Origin of the sequence: Paenibacillus amylolyticus (genome assembly GCF_051136285.1) — a bacterium.
In the GTDB taxonomy this organism is placed as follows: domain Bacteria; phylum Bacillota; class Bacilli; order Paenibacillales; family Paenibacillaceae; genus Paenibacillus; species Paenibacillus amylolyticus_F.
Genome location: NZ_CP194938.1, coordinates 5,498,379 through 5,523,828 on the forward strand (window position 1 = coordinate 5,498,379; position 25,450 = coordinate 5,523,828).

At 45.7% G+C, this 25,450-nt stretch carries 27 protein-coding genes; 24 read left to right on the forward strand and 3 right to left on the reverse strand.

Annotated features, from left to right (window positions below; genetic code table 11):
• Positions 1 to 10 precede the first annotated feature (10 nt).
• From ACR8BL_RS23920 to mmsB, 4 genes are all read left to right on the forward strand, one after another.
• Positions 11 to 1,258, forward strand: a complete 1,248-nt coding sequence (locus tag ACR8BL_RS23920) for a response regulator transcription factor (protein WP_434753228.1) — start codon at positions 11 to 13, stop codon at positions 1,256 to 1,258.
• Between the two features lie 253 nt (positions 1,259 to 1,511).
• Positions 1,512 to 2,597: a multiple monosaccharide ABC transporter substrate-binding protein gene (gene chvE, locus ACR8BL_RS23925; RefSeq protein WP_434749844.1), complete on the forward strand. Its 1,086-nt coding sequence runs from the start codon at positions 1,512 to 1,514 to the stop codon at positions 2,595 to 2,597.
• 88 nt (positions 2,598 to 2,685) lie between these two features.
• Positions 2,686 to 4,236: a multiple monosaccharide ABC transporter ATP-binding protein gene (gene mmsA, locus ACR8BL_RS23930; RefSeq protein ID WP_434749845.1), complete on the forward strand. Its 1,551-nt coding sequence runs from the start codon at positions 2,686 to 2,688 to the stop codon at positions 4,234 to 4,236.
• Complete coding sequence (mmsB, locus tag ACR8BL_RS23935; RefSeq protein ID WP_434749846.1) at positions 4,220 to 5,383, forward strand: multiple monosaccharide ABC transporter permease; 1,164 nt, start codon at positions 4,220 to 4,222, stop codon at positions 5,381 to 5,383. Before mmsA ends, mmsB begins: the two co-directional genes overlap by 17 nt.
• 107 nt (positions 5,384 to 5,490) lie before the next feature.
• Here mmsB and ACR8BL_RS23940 read toward each other — a convergent pair whose 3' ends face one another.
• Positions 5,491 to 6,276 carry a class I SAM-dependent methyltransferase gene (locus tag ACR8BL_RS23940; protein ID WP_434749847.1) on the reverse strand — a complete coding sequence of 262 codons (786 nt, stop codon included), beginning with the start codon at positions 6,274 to 6,276 and terminating at the stop codon, positions 5,491 to 5,493.
• Positions 6,277 to 6,433: 157 nt separating this feature from the next.
• On the reverse strand, positions 6,434 to 7,804 hold the full coding sequence (mgtE, locus tag ACR8BL_RS23945) for a magnesium transporter (RefSeq protein WP_434749848.1): 1,371 nt from the start codon (positions 7,802 to 7,804) through the stop codon (positions 6,434 to 6,436).
• 188 nt (positions 7,805 to 7,992) lie between these two features.
• On the opposite strand from mgtE, the gene ACR8BL_RS23950 reads away from it, so the two are divergent.
• The 10 genes from ACR8BL_RS23950 to ACR8BL_RS23995 all read left to right on the forward strand — a co-directional run bounded on the left by ACR8BL_RS23950 (position 7,993) and on the right by ACR8BL_RS23995 (position 15,298).
• Positions 7,993 to 8,703, forward strand: a complete 711-nt coding sequence (locus ACR8BL_RS23950; RefSeq protein WP_434749849.1) for a DNA alkylation repair protein — start codon at positions 7,993 to 7,995, stop codon at positions 8,701 to 8,703.
• A 33-nt stretch (positions 8,704 to 8,736) separates the two neighbouring features.
• Entirely contained in the window at positions 8,737 to 9,291 is a 555-nt protein-coding gene (locus ACR8BL_RS23955) for a methylated-DNA--[protein]-cysteine S-methyltransferase (protein ID WP_434753229.1), read from the forward strand.
• A gap of 55 nt (positions 9,292 to 9,346) precedes the next feature.
• The gene (locus tag ACR8BL_RS23960; RefSeq protein WP_434749850.1) at positions 9,347 to 10,576 is read left to right on the forward strand and encodes an amidohydrolase; all 1,230 of its coding nucleotides are present in this window, start codon (positions 9,347 to 9,349) and stop codon (positions 10,574 to 10,576) included.
• A 162-nt stretch (positions 10,577 to 10,738) separates the two neighbouring features.
• On the forward strand, positions 10,739 to 11,143 hold the full coding sequence (locus tag ACR8BL_RS23965) for a GNAT family N-acetyltransferase (protein ID WP_434749851.1): 405 nt from the start codon (positions 10,739 to 10,741) through the stop codon (positions 11,141 to 11,143).
• Between the two features lie 33 nt (positions 11,144 to 11,176).
• Positions 11,177 to 11,644: a GNAT family N-acetyltransferase gene (locus ACR8BL_RS23970; RefSeq protein ID WP_434749852.1), complete on the forward strand. Its 468-nt coding sequence runs from the start codon at positions 11,177 to 11,179 to the stop codon at positions 11,642 to 11,644.
• Positions 11,645 to 11,656: 12 nt separating this feature from the next.
• Complete coding sequence (locus ACR8BL_RS23975; RefSeq protein ID WP_434749853.1) at positions 11,657 to 12,085, forward strand: GNAT family N-acetyltransferase; 429 nt, start codon at positions 11,657 to 11,659, stop codon at positions 12,083 to 12,085.
• Between the two features lie 29 nt (positions 12,086 to 12,114).
• A complete protein-coding gene (locus ACR8BL_RS23980; RefSeq protein WP_434749854.1) occupies positions 12,115 to 12,840 on the forward strand; it encodes a DUF1361 domain-containing protein in 726 nt (241 codons plus the stop codon).
• A gap of 155 nt (positions 12,841 to 12,995) precedes the next feature.
• Entirely contained in the window at positions 12,996 to 13,622 is a 627-nt protein-coding gene (locus ACR8BL_RS23985) for a hypothetical protein (protein ID WP_434749855.1), read from the forward strand.
• Between the two features lie 3 nt (positions 13,623 to 13,625).
• Positions 13,626 to 14,570: a GNAT family N-acetyltransferase gene (locus ACR8BL_RS23990; protein ID WP_434749856.1), complete on the forward strand. Its 945-nt coding sequence runs from the start codon at positions 13,626 to 13,628 to the stop codon at positions 14,568 to 14,570.
• Positions 14,567 to 15,298, forward strand: a complete 732-nt coding sequence (locus tag ACR8BL_RS23995) for a metallophosphoesterase family protein (RefSeq protein ID WP_434749857.1) — start codon at positions 14,567 to 14,569, stop codon at positions 15,296 to 15,298. Before ACR8BL_RS23990 ends, ACR8BL_RS23995 begins: the two co-directional genes overlap by 4 nt.
• A 297-nt stretch (positions 15,299 to 15,595) precedes the next feature.
• Here ACR8BL_RS23995 and ACR8BL_RS24000 read toward each other — a convergent pair whose 3' ends face one another.
• Positions 15,596 to 16,378: a hypothetical protein gene (locus tag ACR8BL_RS24000; RefSeq protein ID WP_434749858.1), complete on the reverse strand. Its 783-nt coding sequence runs from the start codon at positions 16,376 to 16,378 to the stop codon at positions 15,596 to 15,598.
• A 215-nt stretch (positions 16,379 to 16,593) separates the two neighbouring features.
• On the opposite strand from ACR8BL_RS24000, the gene ACR8BL_RS24005 reads away from it, so the two are divergent.
• From ACR8BL_RS24005 to ACR8BL_RS24050, 10 genes are all read left to right on the forward strand, one after another.
• On the forward strand, positions 16,594 to 16,800 hold the full coding sequence (locus ACR8BL_RS24005) for a hypothetical protein (RefSeq protein ID WP_434749859.1): 207 nt from the start codon (positions 16,594 to 16,596) through the stop codon (positions 16,798 to 16,800).
• A complete protein-coding gene (locus ACR8BL_RS24010) occupies positions 16,800 to 17,090 on the forward strand; it encodes a hypothetical protein (protein WP_434749860.1) in 291 nt (96 codons plus the stop codon). The genes ACR8BL_RS24005 and ACR8BL_RS24010 overlap by 1 nt, the downstream gene beginning before the upstream one ends.
• Positions 17,091 to 17,096: 6 nt before the next feature.
• Positions 17,097 to 17,633, forward strand: coding sequence for a GNAT family N-acetyltransferase (locus tag ACR8BL_RS24015; protein ID WP_434749861.1), 537 nt, complete (start codon positions 17,097 to 17,099; stop codon positions 17,631 to 17,633).
• A gap of 33 nt (positions 17,634 to 17,666) precedes the next feature.
• Positions 17,667 to 18,161 (forward strand): DinB family protein, encoded by a 495-nt coding sequence (locus ACR8BL_RS24020; RefSeq protein ID WP_434749862.1) that lies wholly within the window; start codon positions 17,667 to 17,669, stop codon positions 18,159 to 18,161.
• Between the two features lie 6 nt (positions 18,162 to 18,167).
• Positions 18,168 to 19,040 carry an aminoglycoside phosphotransferase family protein gene (locus ACR8BL_RS24025; protein WP_434749863.1) on the forward strand — a complete coding sequence of 291 codons (873 nt, stop codon included), beginning with the start codon at positions 18,168 to 18,170 and terminating at the stop codon, positions 19,038 to 19,040.
• A gap of 151 nt (positions 19,041 to 19,191) precedes the next feature.
• Positions 19,192 to 19,539, forward strand: coding sequence for a hypothetical protein (locus ACR8BL_RS24030; RefSeq protein ID WP_434749864.1), 348 nt, complete (start codon positions 19,192 to 19,194; stop codon positions 19,537 to 19,539).
• 133 nt (positions 19,540 to 19,672) lie between these two features.
• Positions 19,673 to 20,683 (forward strand): endo-1,4-beta-xylanase, encoded by a 1,011-nt coding sequence (locus ACR8BL_RS24035; protein ID WP_434749865.1) that lies wholly within the window; start codon positions 19,673 to 19,675, stop codon positions 20,681 to 20,683.
• A 222-nt stretch (positions 20,684 to 20,905) separates the two neighbouring features.
• Positions 20,906 to 22,024 (forward strand): response regulator transcription factor, encoded by a 1,119-nt coding sequence (locus ACR8BL_RS24040; protein ID WP_434753230.1) that lies wholly within the window; start codon positions 20,906 to 20,908, stop codon positions 22,022 to 22,024.
• A gap of 4 nt (positions 22,025 to 22,028) precedes the next feature.
• The gene (locus tag ACR8BL_RS24045; protein ID WP_434749866.1) at positions 22,029 to 23,774 is read left to right on the forward strand and encodes a sensor histidine kinase; all 1,746 of its coding nucleotides are present in this window, start codon (positions 22,029 to 22,031) and stop codon (positions 23,772 to 23,774) included.
• Positions 23,775 to 23,799: 25 nt separating this feature from the next.
• Positions 23,800 to 25,353, forward strand: a complete 1,554-nt coding sequence (locus ACR8BL_RS24050; RefSeq protein WP_434749867.1) for a response regulator transcription factor — start codon at positions 23,800 to 23,802, stop codon at positions 25,351 to 25,353.
• The last annotated feature ends 97 nt before the right edge of the window (positions 25,354 to 25,450 follow it).

Here is a 25,450-nt window from a genome sequence, read left to right on the forward strand (position 1 = left end):
GGATTATACAATGACACCCGTAAATGCAACGGATACCCTTTACCGTGTGCTGATTGCTGACGATGAACCCATTATTCGAGAAGGCATCCGCGAGGCTATGGATTGGGCTGCGCTTGGCATGGAGGTTGTCGGCGAAGCCGAGGACGGTGAAGAAGCACTCGAACGGGCGGTTGAGCTGAATGCACATGTGGTGCTGGTTGATATGAATATGCCTTTTCTGAATGGTATTGGACTAATTCGCGCTTTACAGGAGCAGTGCCCTGGAGTACGTTATTTGATCATATCAGGACATGATGAATTCGCTTATGCTCAAGAGGCGGTTCGTCTTGGGGTGGAGGATTATATTCTGAAGCCTGTACAAGCAGACCAGTTGAAAGCGGCACTTGAGCGGTTGCGTCAGCGGCTGGATGAGGAACATCAACGGACAGCGTATGTCAGACAAGCGGCGCAGCAGATTGAACGCAACATTCCGCTTCTTCGCCAGCGATTTTGTCAAGAGTGGATGGAGGGACAGGCAAGTGGGAAAAACTTGACCGAGCAGCTTACATTTCTTCATCTGCCGTCTGGATCGCCCGTTCAAGTTGGTGTTGTGCGCTGGCCTGCTGCGGAAGCACGTCAGACGATACTGCGCGAGACAGATCGTCAGTTGTACCTGTTTGCCATCGAAAATATTATTGCGGAACTACTGGACGATCGTGCACATGTGCTGTTCCGCGACGCGAGCAGTGTTATCGGGATCTGTCTGTGGCAGGAGGCTCCGGAGGAGATCGGGTCTCTGCTGGAGAAGCAGATTAGTGCATGCCTGAATATCTCGGTCCATACCCATGTTGAACCTCATCTCGGTTTGCTGGAAGAGGTGCCGGATACGTATCGGCTTTGCCGGGAGCAGGTTTTTGAAGAAGTGAAGCTCTCTCCGCTGGTTCGCAGGGCACGGCAGTTGATTCAGGAAGAATACGCAGAACGGGAGCTGACGCTGGAATCACTGGCATCCCGTCTGCAGGTGTCGGCGGTGTACCTCAGCCGTGTGTTAAAAAAAGAATTGAACGATTCCTTCGTTACACTGGTCACCCGTGCCCGCATTCGTAAGGCTGCACAGTTGCTGGACTCCACTTCACTCCCGATCCACTCGATAGCCGAACGAGTAGGATATGATACACAGCATTATTTCAGCACAGCATTTAAGAAAACAATGGGCATCTCCCCTGCCCAATATCGCAAAAATGGCGGAACGGACAATTCGTCCGCGGGCCCGATTTAGATATTTCACATATCAAACATAAAAACAAACCCACCGTAAAGGTTAAGCGCCTGCGGTGGGTTTTTGGTTGTGCATTTCCATCAAAAGTTAAATTTTTATAAAAAAGGTTCAAAACCTGCAAAGACCCCGCTGGTTGTGAAATGCTACCATGGGATGCAGAGAGGAACAATAAGCTGCAGAATACTCCATGTGTTGTAAGCGTTATCTTAAGATTCCAACTGAACGCGATGACGTGAGGAAAGGGGAACTTCATATGAAAAAAGGAGCAACACTCATCTGGCTGCTAATCATGGCCTTGATGCTCTCGGCCTGTAATCTGGCTGAAAGTGATGTGGGTAGCAAGGAAAAAGGATATGTCGGCATATCCATGCCTACTAAATCATCGGAACGCTGGGTAGGCGACGGAGAGAATATGGTTCGTCTGTTTCAGGAGCAAGGTTACAAAACAGATCTTCAGTACGCTGAAGACGTTGTTGAGAATCAAATCTCCCAGATTGAAAACATGATTACCAAAGGTGTCGACGTGATGGTCATCGCATCTGTAGACGGCAATACGCTGACGGATGTCATCAAGAAGGCACATGACGAAGGCATTCAGGTCATCTCGTATGACCGACTTATTCGTAACACGCCATATCTGACTTACTATGCTACGTTTGACAACTTTAAAGTCGGGGTGCTTCAAGCCTCCTACATTGAGCAGAAGCTGGGCCTTAAGGATGGAAAAGGGCCGTTTAACATTGAGCTATTTGGCGGATCACCGGATGACAACAATGCATACTTCTTCTTCGATGGCGCGATGTCGGTACTCAAGCCGTATATCGATTCTGGCAAGTTAGTCGTCCGCAGTAAACAGATGACGATGGCTCAAATTGCCACACTGCGCTGGGACGGGGCTTTGGCCCAATCACGGATGGATAACCTGCTCAGTGCGTACTATTCGGGCGATAATCTGGATGCCGTGTTATCTCCCTATGACGGAATCAGTATCGGGATTATCTCATCTCTGAAAGGTATCGGCTACGGCAAGCCGAACAAACCACTTCCGGTTATTACGGGGCAGGATGCGGAACTGGCATCGATCAAGTCCATTGTGGCTGGGGAACAGACACAGACTGTCTTCAAGGATACACGTAAGCTCGCTGAGAAAACGGTGGAGATGGCCAATAGCATTTTGCAGGGAAAACAAGCAGAGGTTAATGATACAAAATCATATAACAACGGATTAATGGTTGTTCCGGCATATCTGCTCGACCCGATCTCGGTGGATCGAACCAATGTGGAAAAAGATATTGTGGGCAGCAAGTATTACACAAAACAGGAGATAGGGTTGCCGTAAAGTATGATGCAAGTGATCGGGCTACCGTAAAGCGTGGTGCAAAAGATTGGCTTGTTATATCGCATAATCCAGGAAAGGAGCACATGCCATGACGGACATCATTCTTGAGATGAAGAACATTACCAAAACGTTCCCAGGGGTCAAAGCGCTGGAGGATGTTAACCTGAAAATCCGTGAAGGTGAAATTCATTCCATATGCGGAGAGAATGGAGCTGGCAAGTCTACACTGATGAAGGTGCTGAGCGGAGTATACCCGCATGGAAGCTATGAAGGGGACATTTTGTTCCGTGGTAAAACATGTGAATTCAAAGATATCAAGCAGAGCGAGGATTTGGGCATTGTCATTATTCATCAGGAGCTGGCACTGATCCCGTATCTCTCCATTGCGGAAAATATATATCTTGGCAATGAACGTGCCAGTAAGGGCATCGTGAATTGGAAGGAAACCTTTGTGGGCACTCGTGAACTGCTGGGCAAGGTAGGCCTGAACGAAAACCCGAACACGCTGGTATCCAGCATCGGGGTAGGTAAGCAGCAACTTGTTGAAATTGCGAAAGCGCTCTCCAAAAAAGTACGTTTGCTTATCCTGGATGAGCCTACCGCAGCATTGAATGAGGACGACAGTGAAAATCTGCTGCAACTGATGCTGGAATTCAAAAAACAGGGCATCGCCTGTATCCTGATCTCCCACAAGCTGAACGAGGTCACGAAGGTTTCGGATGCGGTAACCATTCTGCGGGACGGCAAAACGATTGAAACGCTGGATATGAAAAAGGACAACGTCACCGAGGATCGCATCATCAGCGGCATGGTAGGACGGGACCTGACAAGCCGCTACCCTGAACGTCATGCCACCATTGGTGACGTGGTGCTGGAAGTGAAAGACTGGACGGTGTATCACGAGCATCAAGCGGAGCGCAAGGTGCTGGATCAGATCAACATGAACATCAGACGCGGTGAGATCGTAGGCATCGCGGGATTGATGGGGGCAGGACGTACGGAGCTTGCGATGAGTATTTTCGGCAAATCGTATGGCCGCAACATCTCGGGACAACTGATCAAGGATGGCAAGCCGATTCAGAACAACAGTGTGACCGAGGCGATTCGGAATGGCTTTGCTTATGTGACGGAGGATCGTAAGGAATATGGACTTATTTTGATGGATGATATCAAACGCAACATTTCACTTACCGGACTTGGCAAACTGACCCGTAATGCCGTTGTTAACGAGCAGGAGGAAGTGCTGGTTGCGGAAGAGATGAAAAAAAGCATGAATATCAAGGCACCGAACATCCTGCAGAAAACAGGCAATCTGAGCGGAGGTAACCAGCAGAAGGTGGTGCTGAGCAAATGGATTTTTGCCGGGCCGGATATTCTCATTCTGGATGAGCCGACGCGCGGGATCGACGTAGGTGCCAAGTTCGAAATTTATACGATTATCCACCGGCTTGCTGCCGAAGGCAAGGGTGTGCTGGTGATTTCATCAGAGCTGCCAGAGGTTCTCGGCCTGTGTGACCGGATTTATGTGATGAATGCCGGACGAATCACGGGTGAAGTCAACCGGGAGCAGGCATCGCAAGAAACACTGATGAGATATATGACCAAGTCTGGAGGCGGTAAGCATGGAAACGGTAACTAAACTGTTCAAAAATAATATACGTCAATATGGCATGATCATTGCCCTCGTTGTCATTATGATTCTCTTTGAGGTACTGACGAGCGGGCTGCTGCTCAAGCCAATTAATATCACGAACCTGATTTTGCAAAACAGTTACATTTTAGTCCTCGCCATTGGTATGGTGCTGGTCATTATCACAGGACATATCGACTTGTCCGTTGGTTCAATTGCAGCCTTTGTCGGCGCTGTAGCCGCCATTATGATGGTGGATTGGCAGTTGCCAGCCTGGCTCGCAGTCATTGCTTCCCTGCTGGTGGGTGCACTAATAGGTGCATGGCAAGGCTTCTGGATTGCGTATGTACGGATTCCGGCCTTCATTGTTACGCTGGCGGGCATGCTGCTGTTCCGCGGTCTGACCATGATCGTGCTTGAAGGGCAGTCCATTTCTCCCTTCCCTGCCGGGTTCCAGAAAATCAGCTCCGGTTTCTTGCCGGATGTTCAATTCTCGGGTCTGGGTCTGGTGTCCATCATTGTGGGGATCGCGCTCACCATCTGGTACATTGTGAATGAACTGCGGGAACGTGCTTCCCAGCGCAAGTATGGCTTTGAAGTCGTGTCGCAAGGGCTATTCCTGCTTAAGCTGATTGTGGTAGCAGCAGTAACCAACCTGTTCACGTTTGTACTGGCAAGTTATGCGGGTATTCCGAACATTCTGGTGCTCCTGTTTGTTCTGATTGTGGTGTATTCCTTCGTCATGAATCGTACCGTGATGGGACGTCACGTGTACGCACTCGGCGGCAATGAGAAGGCAGCAGGACTGTCTGGTGTTAAAACGAAAAAAGTGACCTTCTGGGTGTTTGTAAACATGGGTACACTGGCCGCTGTATCTGGTCTGATCTTCGCTGCACGTCTGAATGCGGCTACGCCAAGAGCGGGTACGAACTTTGAGTTGGATGCTATTGCAGCCTGCTTCATCGGTGGAGCGTCAGCATCAGGCGGAATCGGTACCGTATTTGGCGCGATCATCGGTGGTTTGGTTATGGGTGTGCTGAATAACGGGATGTCCCTCATTGGTCTAGGGATTGACTGGCAACAGGGAATCAAAGGATTGGTACTGCTGCTGGCCGTTGCATTTGATATCTATAACAAAAACAAAAGAGCGGCGTAAATATTGGCAAGCTGTTTCGTAGCTCACGCCAACAGGCTTATGAAATGCCGCAAATTTGGAATTTGGATTTAGTAAAAAGGCTTGGCATGTGCCAAGCCTTTTTGTCTTTATTTTGTAACCGCAATCCACAACGTCCATGAGTCCTTCTCAATAATTGCATCATCAGCACGGTTTTTAAGTTTGCTGTTAATAAACACAATCAGCTCTCCAAGCTCATGGTCTGTTAATTCATGAAGAATAGAGCGTCCAGTTCGCTGCGCCAGATCGCTATTCAATGCAGCCATGTCCTGGTGAACATATCTAGTCTCCCAAAGCTGCACTGTTTTAAGGATCACGAATCCATTAGAATCAAGCGATCTTTGGACTTCAGCGGCTTCGTGCCGACGGGAGCGTTCCATGTCAATCCATTTAGGATACTTTTCGAAGAAGTAACCCCTAATATGATTTTCATCCCCTGGCATTAAACAATCTTCCGGTGTTCTGTCTTGAATGATGAATACACCACCACTAGGTTTCAGGATACGCTTAGCTTCTTGAAAACAGCTGTCCAAATTATGCAAATGATGTATGAGCGCTCTTTCTAATACGATATCAAATGTATGGTCTGGAAGTCCCGAGTTGTAGGCATTCCCTTGTTGCAATGTGACATTGCTCAGATTCTCACAATGTCGAGCAGCCCCTTGTAACATCTCATTTGAAAAATCTACTCCAGTAACATGGGCTGCCCCTGAGCTTGCTAAAGCTTTAGTATAAATCCCTCCGCCGCAGCCGATGTCAACAATTTCTTTACCAGCTATGCCTGCATGCTCCTTAATCAAAGATAACCAAGATACATCGGCAGTTCTGGTTGTGTACGTCATTCTGTTTCGTTTATCGTGAAAATTAATTGGCATTAAAATCACCTCTTGTTCCGTTCTATGAAACGTAGTTTCAATAAGTGATATGCCTTTACAATACCATAATTATCTTTATCGTCAAGAGGCGCTGGCTTAAATATACATTTTTGAATTAGAGACGGCTTAGTTTAAACCGATCCCTACACAGTAGGATTTACATCAGTGCTCCTATAAAACGTGTAGCAATACCAAAGTAGATAAACAGGGAGAGAATATCATTTAACGTCGTAATTAACGGGCCGGATGCCACAGCGGGATCAACCTTGAAACGACTGAGCAGGAGCGGGATACATGTGCCTGTCAGTGTGCCGATAATCAGCGTTAAGAACAGGGATACACCGATAATCATACCGAGTAGCCAGTCCCCTTGCCAGATATACGCAATGACCGTGATCAGCAGACCGCAGACAAGACCGATCATCGTACCGACTTTAATCTCTCGTCCAATCAGAGCGAGTACCGTTGATTTGTCCAGGTTACGTCCAATAAGTCCGCGTACGACAACAGCAAGAGACTGCGTGCCTGTATTTCCCGTCATTCCGGCTATCATGGGCATGAAGAACGCAAGAGACACAACCTGATTTAATGTATCTTCAAAAAAATCCACAATGCTTCCCGAAATCAATCCGATCAATAACAGCAAAATAAGCCAGGGCAACCTGCGTCTGACCGCAACGAGCGGTTTCGTATCAAAGTCAATATCTTTACCGCCGCCGCCCATTTTGGCGAGGTCTTCACTGGCCTCATCCATAATGATGTCAATGACATCATCCATCTGGATGATCCCGCACAGCCTGTTGTTCTCATCCACAACCGGAAGGGCAATGAACTCGTAACGCTGCAGCAGCTGTGCCGCTTCTTCCTGATCCATATCTACGGTGGCGTGAATGACGCGTCTGGTCATCAATTCTTCAACCTTGGTTTTGTCGTCAGCCAGGGCGAGAGAACGATAACTGACGACACCAGCCAGCTTGCCCTGATCGTCGACAACATAGAGATAACTGGAGGCGGAGAGATGTAACGTACCTTGCGATTGTCTCAGTGCTTCCTTCGCTGTATCGTGGGTGAACAAGGTGCGATAGCGGTCAGTCATGATCCGTCCAGCAGTCTCTGGTGGATAGCTAAGTACAGACCGGATAATGGCGGAGTGGTCCAGATTCATGCTGGATAACAGCTCTTCCCTGCGTTTTGCGGGCAGATCGTTCATGAAACGGATGAGGTCACTTTTGTCCATCTGTTGCATGACTTCCAGTGTACGTTCTGGCCCGAGTCGTTCGAACAGTTCAGCCTGCTCGTGCAGCTTCAGGTTCTCGGCCAGATCGGCAAGGGTATCCGGTTTAAATAGAAGAAGAAAACGATTCTTTTCGTCTTCAGGGAATTTTTTATAGATAAGTGAAAGATCATAGGGGCGCAATTCCTTCACCAGTTTATAGAATTCCGGCAGATTCTGGGATTGTACATGCTGTGTCAGTTGCTGGGTGATCTCCTCAACGGAAAAATCTTTATTGGCTTGAGAACCGTTCATATTGACACTCCTTTCCTGAATGGTCAGCTTCATATTTTTAAACGGAAACGCTCTGTTCTTAAACAATGATGTGTGCAGTGAAGTAGAAGACATATTGAAATCTTGCTCAAACATTCGAGAAGGGCTTACAAATGAAAACACTCAGGATATACTTGTTCTACAGCAACAAATGAGGAGGTCGTGTGCCCTTGGAAACCGATATTCGAACGCAACTGCTCAGTCTGGCTGAGCCGGAATACCAGAAATTCGCAGCATCCCTTATTCCGAACATTTCAAATGTGCTTGGTGTGCGCTTACCCACGATCCGCAAAATTGCCAAACAGATTGCTGTTGCAGACTGGCGAACGTACCTGGATACGGCGCAGGATGAATATTTTGAAGAAGTGATGTTGCAAGCGATGGTTATTGGTCATGTGCAAGCAGATTTGGACGAGCAGCTGATACGCATTGCGGATTTTGTGCCCAAAATTGATAACTGGTCTGTGTGTGACAGCTTCTGTGCCGGACTGAAGTATACGAAAGTGCATGCCGACGCGATGTGGAACTTCATTCAACCTTATTTGAAGTCTGACCAGGAATATGAGATCCGGTTTGGCGTCGTGATGCTGCTGAACTTTTATCTGGAGGAGCCCTATATTCATGAGGTGCTACCCTTACTTGATCAGATTAAACATGAGGCCTATTACGTGAAAATGGCGGTGGCTTGGGCAATCTCGATTGCGTATGTGAAACAGCCCGAAGTGACCATGCCTTATTTAAAGCATAATACGCTTGATGATTTTACGTACAACAAGGCACTCCAGAAGATTACGGAATCGTACCGTGTGACACCTGAGGACAAACAAATGATACGAAGCATGAAACGTAAGACGAAAAAGCAGACACAGACAACCTCATGAGATAAACTCGGGAGAAGAGAAGGTGAATATGTGATGAGGCAAAAGATGATGTACACCACCATGCAGCTGGACGGTCGTCCGTGGAGCCTGCTGGCAACCGAAAAGGGACTGTGCCGCGTGGTGATGCCCAATGAAACGCTGGAGGACTGGCATGGCTGGATCGGCAAAATTGCGCCGGGCGTTGAACTTGAAGAGAATGATCAGGCATTAAGACAGACGGGCATGATGGACTGGCTGGAGTCCTATTTTGCAGGAGAAAAGACCGCTTTTACAGCTGAAATCCCACTTGACCTGATCGGTACTCCATTTCAACAGGAGGTATGGAAAGCGCTTGGGCAAGTGCCTTATGGTGAGATACGCACATATGGAGACATCGCTGCTGCCATCGGCAGACCTTCGGCTGTGCGGGCTGTTGGTGCGGCGAACGGGGCGAACCCCATTCCAGTATTGCTGCCATGCCACCGGATTATTGGTGCCAATCGCAAGCTGACGGGTTTTCGTGGTGGTCTGGAGATGAAACGCAGATTACTGGATATTGAACGGATTGAAGGCGTGACGGATGGTGGACATGCACGATTTGATTTTTAATGTATCGTTTGATATCTATATCATGTAGCAGGTTAAGAGAAATGAGGGATAGACAATGCAACAGCAACACGCATACTGGCTGACCAATGTAAGACTGGAACAAGGATATATTCGCGGAGGAGCAGAGGTAACTGGCACACAAACAGACCTTGCTCATTTGCGGATTGAGAACGGAGTCATTGCTGCCGTTGTGGGTGGTAATGATCCACTGACGGACAAGCTGCCACAGGTGGATGGGAGAGGGCTGCTTCTGCTGCCTTCATTCCAAGAAGCGCATATTCATCTGGATAAAACCTATTATGACGGGCCGTGGAAAGCTGTTCGACGTAGCTCCAGCATCTTTGATCGCATTGAGGAGGAAAAGGTGCTGCTGCCGAAGTTGCTACCTGATGCGAAACGTCAGGCGGAGAGCATTCTCGCATTAATTCAGACCTATGGCTCCACGCATGTTCGTGCGCATTGCAATATTGAACCTGTTAGCGGGCTACAACGATTGGAAGTAACCAAGCAGGCTCTGGAGAGTTATACAGGTAAAATATCTTCCGAGATTGTTGCTTTCCCGCAGCATGGACTATTACGCTCAAACTCAGTCGAACTGATGGGGCAAGCCATGGCTGAGGGTGCAACGCATGTAGGTGGTCTTGATCCCTACACTGTAGATGAGAATGGGGAGAAATCGCTGCATACTATGATGGAACTGGCAGTAAAACATCAGGCCGGGATCGATATGCATTTGCATGATGGCGGTGAAGCTGGCAAGCACACACTGCTTGAACTTCTCAGGCTGACTGAAGAAGCTGGGCTTCAAGGTCAAGTTACGGTGAGTCATGCGTTTTGGTTTGCCGGAGCGGAGCAGCAGGAAGCCGAAGAGATGGCGAGCCGCATGGCGTCGTTAGGAATGAGTATCGCTTCAACAGTGCCAATTGGCAGAACGATGATGCCACTTCCGATGCTGCAACGAGTGGGTGTAAACGTGAAACTGGCCACGGACAGTCTGACGGATCACTGGTCTCCTTTTGGCAGCGGGGATATGCTGGAAAAGGCAGGCCGTTTCGCCGAACTATATGGATATAGCGACGAGGTATCGTTGTCCCAGTCACTGGCCTATGTAACGGGCGGAGTGGCACCGCTGAATACAGCGGGAGAGAGAGTATGGCCGAAGGCTGGAGATACAGCGAGCTTTGTACTGGTACAGGCGAGTTGTGCAGCCGAAGCGGTTGCCCGTAGAGCCGACCGGAAAGCAGTGTGGTATCAAGGGCAAGTGGTGAGCGGAACGTTAGCCTAGAGCAAACAAAATAAAGCATGAGGGTTAAGCCACGGATACTGTGGCTTTTTTTCATAGGAAAGTGTAGAAGGAAGGTTAGCTCATATAGAGGAAGAAATTATACGCTAGTACCACATTTTAGGTTATGATAGATTATGATTTTAGGATAGAAGGAGTTGTCATATGAACATTAAATACGCATCACAGGCAGACTATACATACCTCGTTGAAAAAGATCGGCATATCCATCCCACACTTATTGAATCCAAAATGAAAGAGAACGAAATATATATCCTCTGGGAAGACGAGGTAAGGATTGGCTGGATGAGATATGGATACTTTTGGGACAACATCCCTTTCATGAACATGATCTGGATTGACGAGCCGTTTCGTAGTCGTGGATCAGGGCAACGTGTTGTGCAGTATTGGGAGAATGAAATGAAACAGAAGGGTTTTGAGATGGTTATGACCTCCACGCAGTCGGATGAACATGCGCAGCATTTCTATCGGAAAATGGGCTATGTGGATGCGGGAGCATTGCTGCTGGATACACAGCCGTTGGAGATTATATTGATGAAGAAAATTTAGGGGGTGTCTGAAAACTCTGAAGGGGAAGTGAATATGAATCATCACATGGAGAACAGAGTGACCTTACAACAGATCACACAGGAAAATGAACAGGAGTGCATTTGTCTTGAGCCACGGGAGGATCAACTTTCACTGGTAGCCAGCAATGCCGATTCGTTAATTCATGCAACCAAGGAAGTGACTTCGAGACCTTACGGGATCTATGCGGGAAGTGATATGGTCGGATTTGTTTTGTTTGATAATGAAGTTTATTCGGATGGGTATTATTGGATTCTTCGTTTTATGATTGATGGGAAACATCAGGGCCAAGGTTACGGCAAACGTGCCATTCAGGAAATGATTCATATGTTGCAACAACGTAGTGACTGTAGGCAAATCAGGGTATCTCATGTGCCTCATAATGTAGCGGCTAATGCAATGTACAAACGTTGTGGCTTTCAGGAAACAGGTGAATTTGAGGATAACGGTGACATTATTTTAAGTTATCAAGTTAGAGAGTAGAGGTGGCAAAAAATGATCAGAGAAGCTGAAGTGAGCGATGTAGCAGCTATTGAGGAATTGTACAGGGAACTCTTGCCTAACCACGCGGATACTGAGGTGCTGGCTGAACGAATTGAAGAGATCAGGCGTCACGAACACAGCTTCCTTTTTGTGTATGAAGTCCAGGAGCAGGTGGTAGGTACGGCACATTTACATATCTGCTTAGATGCTCTCGCAGGAAATCGACCGTTTGGTTTGGTTGAAAGGGTCATTATGTCTAGCGAGGTACAGGGCAAGGGATACGGAACAGAATTAATGGAACATGTGGAAGAGGTATGTGTGCAGATGAATGCATCAAAGATGCTGCTCGCTAGCGGGGCTACCAGGTACGCGGCCCATCAATTTTATCAAAAGCTAGGGTACGATGGTGAGTCCAGCAAAGCCTTTAAGAAATATCTATAATTTGATAGAAGAAGGACTAGTCCAACAAGATGAGAGATAAACATGATCGAATATTGAACAAAAGATTCATTGCATTAGCGTTCACACTGCTGTTGATGACGTTATGCTGTCTTGGCATTGCGGCGTATCTGCGTGCAAAGTCAGGCTCGAATATGTATGCATTTCTAGACTGGGATATGTTTCTGGCATGGGTTCCGTTTCTCATTTCAACGATGATTGCTCTTATCTTTCGACGTAAGGCTGTGAGACCCGGATGGATGGGCATGATGTTGACAGGTTTGCTCGGTTTGATCTGGCTTTTCTTTTTGCCTAACGCAGCCTATCTGTTTACAGAAATGTTGCATGCATTCCGGTATTTTATTGCTCAGCCGGAGAGTGCTTTTTGGTTCGAGATGGATTTTTGGTACAGTCTGACCCTTACGTTTGGTGTAGCCATTGTAGGGTTAATGCTCTCCATATGTTCTATAAGGCAAATAGAACATGTGCTGCAACGATTCGTACACAGGTTTGTTTGCTGGATCATTGTCGGATTCGTTCTACTTCTAAGCGGGGTGGGCGTATATATCGGGAGATTTAATCGCTGGAATTCATGGGATATCGTGTCCAGACCCGGGCAGATTGTTATCGATTTGATGCATGATTTTAGTTCAGCAAGCGGTCTTCTGGTGGAGTTTGTTACGCTGATATTTGTGATCCAGGCATTTGCATATGTCATTATTTCATTGATAAGTTCAAGAACGGATACGCCGAGATAGAGTTTATTTCATAAAACCAAGGAACTGCCTCAATGATAGGGATCATAATTATGGCGGCTCGAACAGCTGGCTGATTTTGTTAAGAACGCCCCTGAAATATAGAACTAGAGAGTTAGGAAACGGGAATATTCATACAACTGTTCGGGAGGTAAAACATGAAAGATACTTCTGATTTTATCAAGCAACTGCCCGGCATTTCTGAATGTCAGCGAATCCTCAAGGCAGTAGCGATGCTGGATGCGATTCTAATGCCAGAATGGGAGTATAGGTACTATTCGTACAATGCACAGTGGGATGCGAACGAACAGCTGGCTTCGATGAGAGACGGGGAGGGAGATCACTATTTTGCTTTGTTTAATTCTAACGGTCTGATTTTTAAAGGGTACGATAAAACGTATGCGTCTCTTCATAAGCATCAATCTGGTGATATGTTGCAGGGCGTGCCGTCGGTGTTCCAAACGTTTCTGGAAGAGCCTGCTTTTATGATGGATCAGACCTCCTTCTGCATCTGGAACGAAGAGGAACAGAACAAGTGGGCTTCAACTCAACAGCTTTCGGATGAATCGTATGCTCTGCTACAAGTTCTTGTGGGCGGTGCAGAGTACTATCATGCCTGGGCTCAGGAGTACTATGAGATTGAACTGGATCTAAAGCTGATCCAGCATGTTTTTGCCATGAAACCGTTGAATGAACAGCTGCTGCAAGCGTTAAATCCGGAGCTTGAGCTGGACGAGTTGGAAGAGGATATTACAGAAATCGGATACCAGGTTCAGGAGGAATGACATATGAATTTAACAGAATGGACTGCAGATACGCTCCAATATGATTTATCGGATGAATATTCAATTCGGCTTGCGGATGTTACGGAGTGGGGGTTATTTTGCACCATTTATTATGATATGGGATACGTCGGATTTTTCAGGGAAGAAGAATTCAGTTCCTCAAGGTGCAGTGCGTACTGGATTTATCGGGGGGAAAGCAAAATAGGTGGTGTACGAATGGAGCCTAACAAGATGTATCATTTTTTTCTAATCCCACCATTCCAGCAAGGCTCTGAGATCGTCAAGCTGCTGAAACAGAAATTAATGCAATGGTCGGATCGCAGCAAACGTATTTTGTCATTCGAGATTCTACCGGGTCAGGTCGACTGGTTTGCAAGAGCCGGATTCTGGCCGGCCGAGTTCAGATGCCGATGGATGCAGCGGCCTACGGATCATTTTGATATCGATTGGGATAGCAGGGTGAGCGTAAAGAGTCCAGAGATTATCGAAAAAGAATCAGGTGGCTTCAAATATGTAAACGAAGGGGAGATTGCCAGGTGTGACCTGAAGAGTTTTGGCGGGACTCTAGAAGCAACGAGAAGAAAACAGAGCTCACTAGAAGATTTTACACCTGACGAAGATCCTAATTATACAAACGAAATTCTGACTCAGGCATCTACACTTGTATACGATCAGGAGACGGGGGAGTTGATCGCCAACTGCCGTTTATGTCTACAGGACAATCAGGCAGCTGTTTACAGTATTGGTGTCATTCCTGCGTATAGAGGCAGAGGACTTGCTACCCAAATGTTACAAAGAGCATTAACGATGCTCAAGGGACACTATCCATTTTTGCGGCTGTATGTGATGGAAGGTAATGATGCAGAGTCCGTATATCTTAATCTCGGTTTTGTTCAAGGTGTGCAGGAGATTCAGACGATGTATATACCAGAGGAGGAAGCGGAATGAAGGTTGCCATTTTAACCGATATTCACGGAAATATTCCTGCGCTTCAAGCTGTGCTAAATGATATCGATCAACAGGGAGACATTGAGCAAATATTTTGTTTAGGGGATATGATTGGCATTGGTCCTTATTCGAATGAAGTAATCGAAATGTTATACGGCCGTGAGCATACGACAGCCATTGCAGGGAATCACGAAGCTGCTGTGCTTCATTTACTTCAAGGCAGAGGGCCGCTAGAAGGACACAAAGGAATGAAGGAACATCATGAGTGGGTTGGCGGGCAGTTGAGTCAGGAATCGATCAAGAGAATACAGAACCTGCCCCAATCAATCGAAAAAGAAGTTGAAGGACATCATATACTTTTGACTCATTATCATATGAATGATAACAAACTGGATACGATTGACCGGGAACCCTCAGGAGTGAAGTGGGATGCAAAATATAAAGGAAGCCCTCATGACCTGATCTGTTTTGGACATTATCACATACTGCATTATTTCAGAACAGAGCAGCGGGTTTACATGAATCCTGGAGCGTTGGGATGTAATGATCTTGCGGTTGCAAGATACGGAATTGTGGATTTTCAGAAGGAACGTCTGGATGTGAGGTTTACAGCGGTTCCCTATGACAACGGGCAGTATCTTCAAGCGTATAAGCACCTGAACGTTCCAGATAAGGATTTTATTTTGAAAGCGTTCCATGGAAATCAATTCGAAAAAGAAATGTTGTAGAGGTAGGGCGGTCTAAGGAGATCGCCCTCTTTATTTCAGAAAAAGGAGGAGAAGATCATTATATTTGTTATAATTATTTGTTTACTTGTACTTTTAATTCTAGGTCAATATGTCATCAAGACGGCCATTGATACTTCAAAAAATACTCAGCATACGAAAGAGATTTTGGAAGAGTTAAAGGAAATTAAGTCTTTATTGAAAGAGAGACAGTAAAGACAACTCCGTGTAAGATAGAGGTGCTGGTTCAAGATTATAATAAATGTTTTTTTAGCTCACAAGTTTAGAATGAAAGAGAACTTATATAATTTCCTGATATAGAGTTTCTACCTCCTTTTGCAAACCAGGTATCCAGGTTTCTGATCCGGAGATTATATCAGTACCACCATAAACAAGCCAACGTAACGTTCTGATCAGCCAACATAGACCGCCTATATGCACTTGCCAGTTCAAGTCATCAATTTTAAGTTCAGTTACGTCAAGGTATGCTAATATCATTTCTTCTCTTGGTAGACTACACCAACCGTGTGCTTCCATAATTAAGCAATATAGGTCTCCAAGATGAGGGCTCAGATAGGAGATAGGCCAATCTATTGGCATAATGCCATTGTCTTGAATGACTAAATTTTTAGCATGATAATCATCAAGTTGCTCCAGAAAGTGTTCCATTGAAGCTGAGTAAGTGTCAATAACCTTCTTAGAGAGCATTCTTTCTATATTGTTTGTTGCACGCATTCTTAATCTGGCGAGTTCTCTTGATGCCTCAAGAAAATGAGCAGGATGAGGTTGCTGCTCCAAATTTTTCTCACCAACATCCTCCATGACCATGACTCCGCTATCGTCAAGTTGTACAAACTCAAAAATCTGTGGGGCTTTGATTTGTAGTGGGTGTACTAGATTTCGGTATTTTTCAGCTTCTCCTGCCATTTCTTGCCCACCCCATTTAATTATGCGTGATTCACCGGTTGTTAGTTTTACTCGGTAAACTTCCGAAAGAGTCCATTTTCTTAACAGTGACCATTCATCAATCTGATTCAGCAAGGGTATTCTTAAGTGATAATCTGAAAAACATGCAGGAATCATTCATTATCCCCTCCAAATACATATTTACAAATGATTTTCACATATATGGCAAGAAAAATATAGACTTATAATCATCTTTTTGGTATAATGTTGAATAGGGTCTTGAAAAAATTCAAGACTTTTTTTTATTTCCATGGAAATAGTAAAGGCCATCCATTAAAAGATGGCCTTTTTACATTGAAGATAGGAATGAAGTGCAGTTCAAAGGGGCTTTCATGGGCATCGCTTTGAGATTGAAGCATAACACTCAGGTCATGATAGAATACAACGGCAAACAGATATACGTTACGAAGATTGGCCGTTTTAGCAAAAATTCGAGGTATTCGCTGCAACATCAGGCGTTGGAGAATTATCTGGATCAAGAGCTGGAAGGAACCTATTACGGAGGAAATCTGGCGAAGGAGGAACAGGAGGAGACGTAATGAAGATACATAAAAAAATATTCAATCTGTCGGCTTGGCTTGCCGCACTGGCTGTACTGTTTATTCCAGGAACGCTGAATAACGATAACAAAATTTTACGAACTGAATATGGATTCCCGCTTCGTTTTTTGACAGATTATCATGTCTCGAATTCGAACGGATCAATCTGGTTTATATCCGATATGCATATTAATGTACTGATATATTTCGTGAATGTTCTATTTATTTATGCTGGAATACATGTGATTGTGTATATCAAAAAAAGATTAACTAAGAAATCAGTGGAGTGAATAATAATGAAGCATCTTCCTTCAAGATGGAATTCAGAAAGGCTAATTATTTCAGATGTAAAGCCTTTCGAGATTGTTGAACTGCAAAAATTATATGATACAAGCCGTTATATACAGGAATGGGATGGACAAGAAAATGATATGAATTACGTTAAGAATTGTATAGAACAAGGAAACCTTCCCCCAGGTGGAATATTAGCCAATTATAGAATTCAAAGTATACGTACGCTTGAGGCGAATCAAACGATCGGGATGTTAAGTGTATATCATGGCTACCCTGCTGAACATGTATTGTATTTGGAATTTTTATATATTCAGAACGTTGTTCAGAAACAAGGATACGGCCAGGAAATGATGTCTGCTTTAACTAATCAGCTGACCATTCTGGGTTATGATGAGATCAGAATTAATGTCGCACTCAAAAATTGGCCAGCCTTACGCTTCTGGTTTAGGTCGGGTTTTAGCCAGATCGGCGGCATCTATGGTGATGAGAAACATTCATCAAACAATTTTGCAAATATTGAATTGATTAAGAAGCTGTAATCAGCTGATTACAGCAGAATAGGAGGCTATATTATGGAACCCTTTTTTCGATACAACTGGATGGTGCGTGAACAGTGGTATGCATGGTGTGCAGACCTGCCACCAGAAGAATTGCTTCGACCACGTACAGGTGGCGTAGGAAGCATCTTGAAGACGTTTTTTCATGTCATTGATGTCGAGTGGAGCTGGCTTCAGCTGCTGCAAGGGAAACCGGATGGTGCGGAGGATTTTGCACAATATCAGACGCTCGAATCCGTTCGGGAACTGGATCATAAGCTGCATCAGGACGTGGAAGCATTCGTATTAGCTTGGGAGCCGGGCATGGAGAAGAGAACTTTCATTGACTGCCGGAGTGATGGGCGCGTGGATATCGATGCTTGGGGTGAAATTATGCGTCATGTCATTGCGCATGAAATTCATCATATGGGACAGTTATCCGTATGGGCTAGAGAACTTGGCCGAGAGCCCGTATCTGCTAATGTCATAGGTAAAGGATTGATCGAGCCAAACCATGATGAAGGGCCGTGAGTATAAGTGATACAACTTAGCTGTATCCACTGGGTTCAACTGGATGAAGCGATTCGGCAGGGAATAGGACAGGAGCATCGGATGATCCCGCTTAAGCCTGGATTGGAAGCGGATGTTATGCGTGTTGAGTTGTATGATCATGACTGCGTGTTGAAAATATGGAACAAGGAATCTCGCCCGGATATTGAAAGACAGTATCAGTTGTTGCAGAAGCTGATTCAAAGCGGGATTCAGGTATCCAGGCCGTATGGCTGGGGGATAGATCAGCATCGGAATCAAGTACTGCTCACAAGTTACGATGGTGTGCCGGTTACCCGGCTAGATCAAGAAATATTAAGACAAATGGCTCAGACTTTACATGATATCCACCAGTATCCAGTCAATGTTAGTGAATCGCAGGCGGAACAATTAGAACAAGATTACATCCCTCGCTACAACTTTGTTGACTATTTTTTTCCTCAGGTTGCCAAACACGAAGATATCTATCCCATTGTTCATGACTTGATACAGCGTGTACAGATTACACAAAATCACTTCATTCATGGCGACTATAACCTGGGGAATATTGTTGAAATGAATGGAAAATACACTATCATAGACTGGACCAACGGACAGTGCGGAGATCCGAGATATGATGCGGCATGGTCTGTTTTTCTAATTACCATCTATAAGGGAGAAGAGTACGGCGAGTTTTATCAGGCTGAATTACGAGCTGTTAATAGCAGCATGCCGGATGAAGAACCAGCCTTTGAAGCGTTGGCTTGGTTACGCTGGGTACTGCTTTCGCGCGGCGGTGATGTTCCGAGAGATTTGGGAGTTATGCGACGTGTGTTGAATATATCTTCTCAAAACCCGTACCTGGACCCAAACTTGTTGTAGATAAAATATTCCCTCCATAAAGCTGGAACATTTTCCTGAATCCCCAAAATATGCTTTCGGTATTTGCAATATCTTTTTCAAGGTAGCCTGCAAGCCTGTCCTAAATTCACGTTTTCTGCATACCTATGGTAGTAGAGGAGCGTGATGAATAATGGAACAGAAGGTACAGACGTATTTCGAACTGAAACAGCAGCAGAAAGAGATTGAACAAACGTTATCGGTATTGAGAGATGAGATCGTGGCGTACTGTGTGCAGCAAGGAGTGTACGAGACAGAAGTAGGCAGCTATAAGGTAAAAACGGTGCTCCAGCACCGTAAGGAATATGACGATCAGAAGCTGTACGCTTCCCTGCCCGACCCGGAGATCTGGAGGCTCATGTCCAAGGTGGACAGCCATAAATTGAAGAGCCTGATCAAGCTGAATGTTCTCTCCGAGGAACAGGTCAGCCCGGCATGTACCGTGAAGCAGGTTACGTTGTTGCAGGTAGACAAGTTATAACGTATATTCCTGCTTTCTATCCTTATGTTCTGAAATTGGTAGAATTTCAGGGGGCAAAACGTTTATTTTGTTCAGGGAAAGCGCATTCATTTTTCGTTATGATAAAGAAACAAATCTGCGAGGAGGAACCAGGATGTCTACCGAAATTCCGTCCCTACATACTGCTTATGCCGATTCATTCAAAATAGGTGCAGCAGTACATACGAGAATGCTACAATCCGAAGGGCAATTTATTGCGAAGCATTACAACAGTGTTACCGCGGAGAATCAGATGAAGTTTGAAGAGGTTCATCCGCGAGAGCATGAATATACGTTTGAGGCAGCAGATGAGATCGTTGATTTTGCAGTGGGTCGTGCGATAGGTGTACGTGGTCATACTCTGGTGTGGCATAATCAGACGCCGGCATGGGTATTTGAGGATGCTTCCGGAGGCCCGGCTTCGAGAGAGTTGATGTTGTCCCGGTTGAAGCAGCATATCGATACAGTTGTTGGCCGTTACAAAGGACAGATTTACGCATGGGATGTTGTGAACGAGGCCATCGAGGATAAGACCGACGTAATTATGCGAGATACAAAGTGGTTGCGATTGCTGGGAGAAGATTACCTGGCTCAAGCATTTCATATGGCTCATGAAGCTGATCCTGATGCATTGCTATTCTATAATGATTACAACGAGACAAACCCGGTCAAGCGGGAAAAAATATACAATCTGGTACGGTCTCTGCTGGAGCAGGGAGTACCTGTACATGGCATTGGTATGCAGGGGCACTGGAATATCCATGGCCCTTCCATTGAGGAGATCCGTCAAGCCATTGAACGTTATGCTTCACTGGATGTACAGCTTCACGTAACCGAACTGGATCTATCCGTGTTTCAACATGATGATCAGCGCACCGATCTGACAGAGCCAACGTCCGAGATGTTGGAGCTTCAAGAGAAGCGGTATGAGGACGTTTTTCAACTGTTCCAGGAGTATAAATCCAATATCACTTCCGTGACATTCTGGGGTGTTTCTGATAACTATACTTGGCTGGATCATTTTCCGGTACGAGGCCGCAAAAACTGGCCATTTGTGTTTGATACACAGCTGCAGCCAAAGGATTCATTCTGGCGTATTCTCGAAAAGACGAAGGCTCAGGCATAAACTCAGGTTCAGTTTAGGATTAGACTCAAGCTAAACATCCAGCAGTCTGCTGACTATTTTGGACTCAAAGCCTTACATGCACACCTCATAAAAAGAGGCGAGCATGTAAGGCTTTTTTGAAGTATCTTATATAGAGAGCAGATTTATTTGAATCTTAGCATTGTCACATGCACGGTACGATGCCATACTGGAGAAAAAAAGGGGAAATGGCAGGTGAATCCAATGTACAAGGTCATTGTAGCTGATGATGAACCGTTTATGCTGGAAGGCTGGAAAACGATGATCGATTGGCAAGGCTGCGGATATGAGTTGTGTGGAACTGCGACCGATGGGGAAGAAGCACTAGATCTGATCAATCATGTAAATCCGGATTTGGTGGTAACCGATATCCAGATGCCGGTGCTTGATGGACTGGGTTTGATTCGAACCATGCGTGAAGAGTTAAAATATGATTCCCAGATCGTGATCGTAACCGGTTATTCCGAGTTTGGTTATGCACAGCAGGCGATACGATATCGGGTGAATGAATATGTGCTCAAACCTTTGGTGCCAGAAGAAATTCACGAGTTATTACGGAACCTGATCATACCGCTGGATACCCAGCGACAGGAAATAGAGATCAAGCTTGCAGAAGAACAATATGACGCCATGGAGATGAAGGACACAACTATGGATGAGGGCGGCATGCTGAATGAGGCGGATCTGGAGAAAATGGCATCGCGCGCCCAGCAGTTTATCGCTTTAATCGAGGCAGGAGATGTAACAGGCGTTGCTCGCACTGTTGATGATATGCTACAGGAGATGCAAGAATCACGGGCCGCGATGGTCTGGGCTCAAAGCGCAGTTAGATACATCCATGGAGAACTGCTACGCAGATACAGCATGATCGGAGCAGATCAGACTGTTCTCCAAGTGCGGACCTGGCATCATACAGAGAGTTGGTTCATGGGAGACTTGAAGAAATTGTTTATTCGGATTACGGAAACTTTTGCCTCAATGGCTCAGGCTGACCCGGGTTCCAGTGGGCTGGTGGCAGAGGCTGTCCAGTATCTGAAAGAGCACTATCGCACAAAAATCAAACTGCAGCAGCTCGCCAATCACATTCATGTCAATGCGGCTTATCTAGGCCAGCAATTCAAACGTGAGATGGGAGTCAGCTTCAGTGAGTATGTTCATCGTCTTCGTATTGAAGAGGCACGCAGGATGCTCCGCCGGACCAATATGAAAATCTCAGATATTGCATTTGAATTAGGCTATCATGATGCGGAGTATTTTACAGAAAAATTTAAAGCGCTTACAGGTGAACTCCCATCTCTATATAAAAACAATAACCAAGGGTGATTATGTGCATAAGAAAAAGAGGACTTTTCATACGGTAAACGACATCCCCCTTCGATATAAATTTCTGCTGATCTATGTGGTCAGTATTCTTCTTCCAATTATTGCGATTAATATGTTTTTTTATCAACGAACATCTGCAGATATCAAAGTGCGGGAACAGGAAAATTTGCGCAAATCGATTGACAGGGCTGCAGGAGAATTAGTCGGTATGATTGATGAGAGCGTGGCGCTAAGCCGTATGATTGCAGCGGATGATTCCTTGTATGAGGCTCTGGATCGTACCTACGCGTCACCTGTGGAATATTACAACGAGTATCATGTTTTCTTGCGTGACAAATTGACACGGTATATGTCGGCCAATATTTTGGAAGTCCGAATTTATACGAATAACGATACCATTCAGACGGGCAGTCACTACTTCGTCATGAAGGACAAAACGACATCACTGCCGGGTATGGAGCAGTTAAATCAAGCAAACGGCGATATTTTAGTTATTGATTACGAAGAAAAGTCTGGATTTAGCCGAGGGAAGCGAATTAGTGTCATCGGGAAAATGAAGACCTTCACTTCATATGCTAACTATGCGAAGTATTCCAGAATTGATCTCGAAGTGAATCGTATTTACAGCATCCTTAATCGGGAGACAAACAGCCTGCAGCTCAGACTTGTGGACGGAAACAGCCGTCCGGTTGTTTCCAGTGCACGCTTCCCGGCAGAGGGATGGTCTTCCGATGTGAATTCCGAATATATCATGGAAAAATCACTTGGTAATCTGGCTTACCTGGACGGTTGGAAGCTGATTGGTGTTGCGGATACGCGGCATGTGGATCAGTTGTTGGACGAAGCGCGTAATTCTATTTTGTGGCTGGCGGTCATCAGTGTGATCGTACCCTCGGTGCTCATTTACTTTATTCTGCGTTCGTACCACTACCGTATCCGTAAATTGTCACGGCATATGGAGAAAGTGCGGAATGAACGTTTTGACCTGATCGAGATCCAGGAAGGCCGGGACGAGATTGGCGGGTTAATTCGCACGTTTAATATGATGATCAGCAAAATCCATTCCCTGATTAATGACGTATACAAACTGGAGATCAGGCACAAGGATCTGGAACTGGATCAAGTCCGAACGGAGTTATCTATGCTCCAGAGCCAGATGAATCCACATTTTCTGTTTAATACACTGAATGCGCTGCTCGTCGTGAGCACTAAAAACGGCTATACCGAAGTATCTGAAATTATTAAAAGCTTATCTTTACTCATGAGACAGTTGCTCAGCAGATCAGACAACCTGATTCCACTCGAAGAGGAGTTGCAGTTCACAACACTTTATCTTCAAATTGAGAAGTTCAGGTTCGGAGAATTATTTGATTATACTCTGGATATTGATCCAAAGGCTGCAGGCAAACGTATTCCACGTATGAGTATTCAGCCGCTGGTGGAAAATGCGTGCAAACATGGATTGCAGGCACGCAAGACGGGACGATTAATTCATATTACCGCAAAGCTAGGTGAATCCGGACTGATTATTCGTGTCATCGATAACGGGATCGGGATGGAACAGGATAAACTGCGGCAATTAATACAGGATGTACGCTCGGATCAGGCGAAGGATGGTTCACATGTGGGCATTCGTAATGTCTATCGCCGACTGGAGTTATTTTATGAAGGAGATGCAAAGTTCACGATTCGCAGTGAGAAGGGCAACGGTACAGAAGCCGGATTTCATATTCCGACAGACAGACTGTGACTGATGAACAAAGGGGGACAGCTAGATGTATAAAGTACTATTGGTGGATGATGAGCCATTTGCGATTGAAGGCCTGCAGTTGTTAATTGATTGGCGAAAATTCGGGTTTGAAATTAACGGTGTGTGCACCAATGGAGAAGAGGCAGTCGAAGCGATCCGTAAGAGTAAACCTGATCTGGTTGTCACGGATATTCATATGCCAGCGATGAACGGGCTCGAATTGATTGAAGAGGCACGTCGTCTGGGGCATGATTCCACAATGTTTGTCATTACAAGCGGTTACAGCGATTTCAATTACGCAAGGCAGGCGATTCGTCTTGGCGTAAGCAATTATTTAACCAAACCTGTGGATACGGTGGAAGCGGACGATATGCTGGAGCGACTGGCGCAGGAGTTGAAGGAGAAGCAACAGCGCGAGAGTGTTCGTGAACAGGCCAAAGTGCAGGAAACCCGGCATGTTATAGCTGCACTGGTCACAGGACAGGAAGTTGAGGATGCAGAACAGATGGCTCATGATATCGCTCATTTGTATGAACAAGCTCAGAGGTGGACGTATGTGAAAGTAAGATTTCAGCGTGCTGATTCTGGACAGATTCGCTCGATGATTCATGAGACCATAAGCCGTGAACCGTGCTGTTATGTGGTGGAAAATGAACTGGATACCTGCGGCATTGTATGGGGTGAAGTATCTTCAGGGCCAGAAACATGGCAAGGAAGAGGTCATCGAGATTTTGCGAAAAGGCTGCTGTCTGCCTTGGATGAAGTCGTCCCAGACGGAGTGCAGTTTGCCGTAGGTTTGCCTGTGCAGCAACTGGAAGCTTTATCTCTTTCCAGAAGTATGGCTGTCGAGACGGAGCGTTTTTTGTTTCTGCACCAGGGGAATTTGCTATTCGCCGAAGATATTCAGGAACAACGACTAAGGTTTAATCCCGAATCTCTCCGTGAAGTGGATCTCATTATGGAGCATCTGGAGAACGGTTCGCCAGAACAGCTGAGTCTGTCGATTAGAGAAGCATTCCATCAATTTGTAATGAACAAGACTGCACCTGAATTTGTACACATATTCATGACCCAGATTTTATTCCGTGGTTTTTCTCTATGCAAGGAGCTTGGAGGAGAAACGAAGGATATGTTGCTAGATACAGCCTTTGATTCCGATGAGCGGTACCACTGGAACATCGAAAAATCAGCGAGTATGCTGGAAAAATTTTGCCTGAAGTGTCAAGCTGCGGCATCATCTCTTCGTCAAAAACAGCTCGGCGGAACACAAGCGATGGTAGCTGAGTATTTGCAAGAGCATTTTAGAGAGACGTTTACCATCAAGGAGCTGGCCGAACGATTCTTCATGCATCCTGTGCATCTGGGCCAATCTTTTATGCGCAAATATGGCAAGGGTGTTCTCGATATGGTGCATGATCTAAGGATAGAGGAAGCGATGAGACTGCTAAGAGATTCGGACGATGCTTCATGTGCGATTGCAGAGCAGGTTGGTTATAAGAGCTACCAGCATTTTCTAAAACAATTTGAGCGCAGAACAGGGATGAAACCGGCTGAGTATCGCCTTAAGCATGCTAAGTAGAGCACACATAAGGAGGTATGAACCGGTTCAAGACCTCCTGCAATTAAGGGGGGGAGATGCTTAAATCTGTTTATTTTGAAACCGCATACATTTCCTC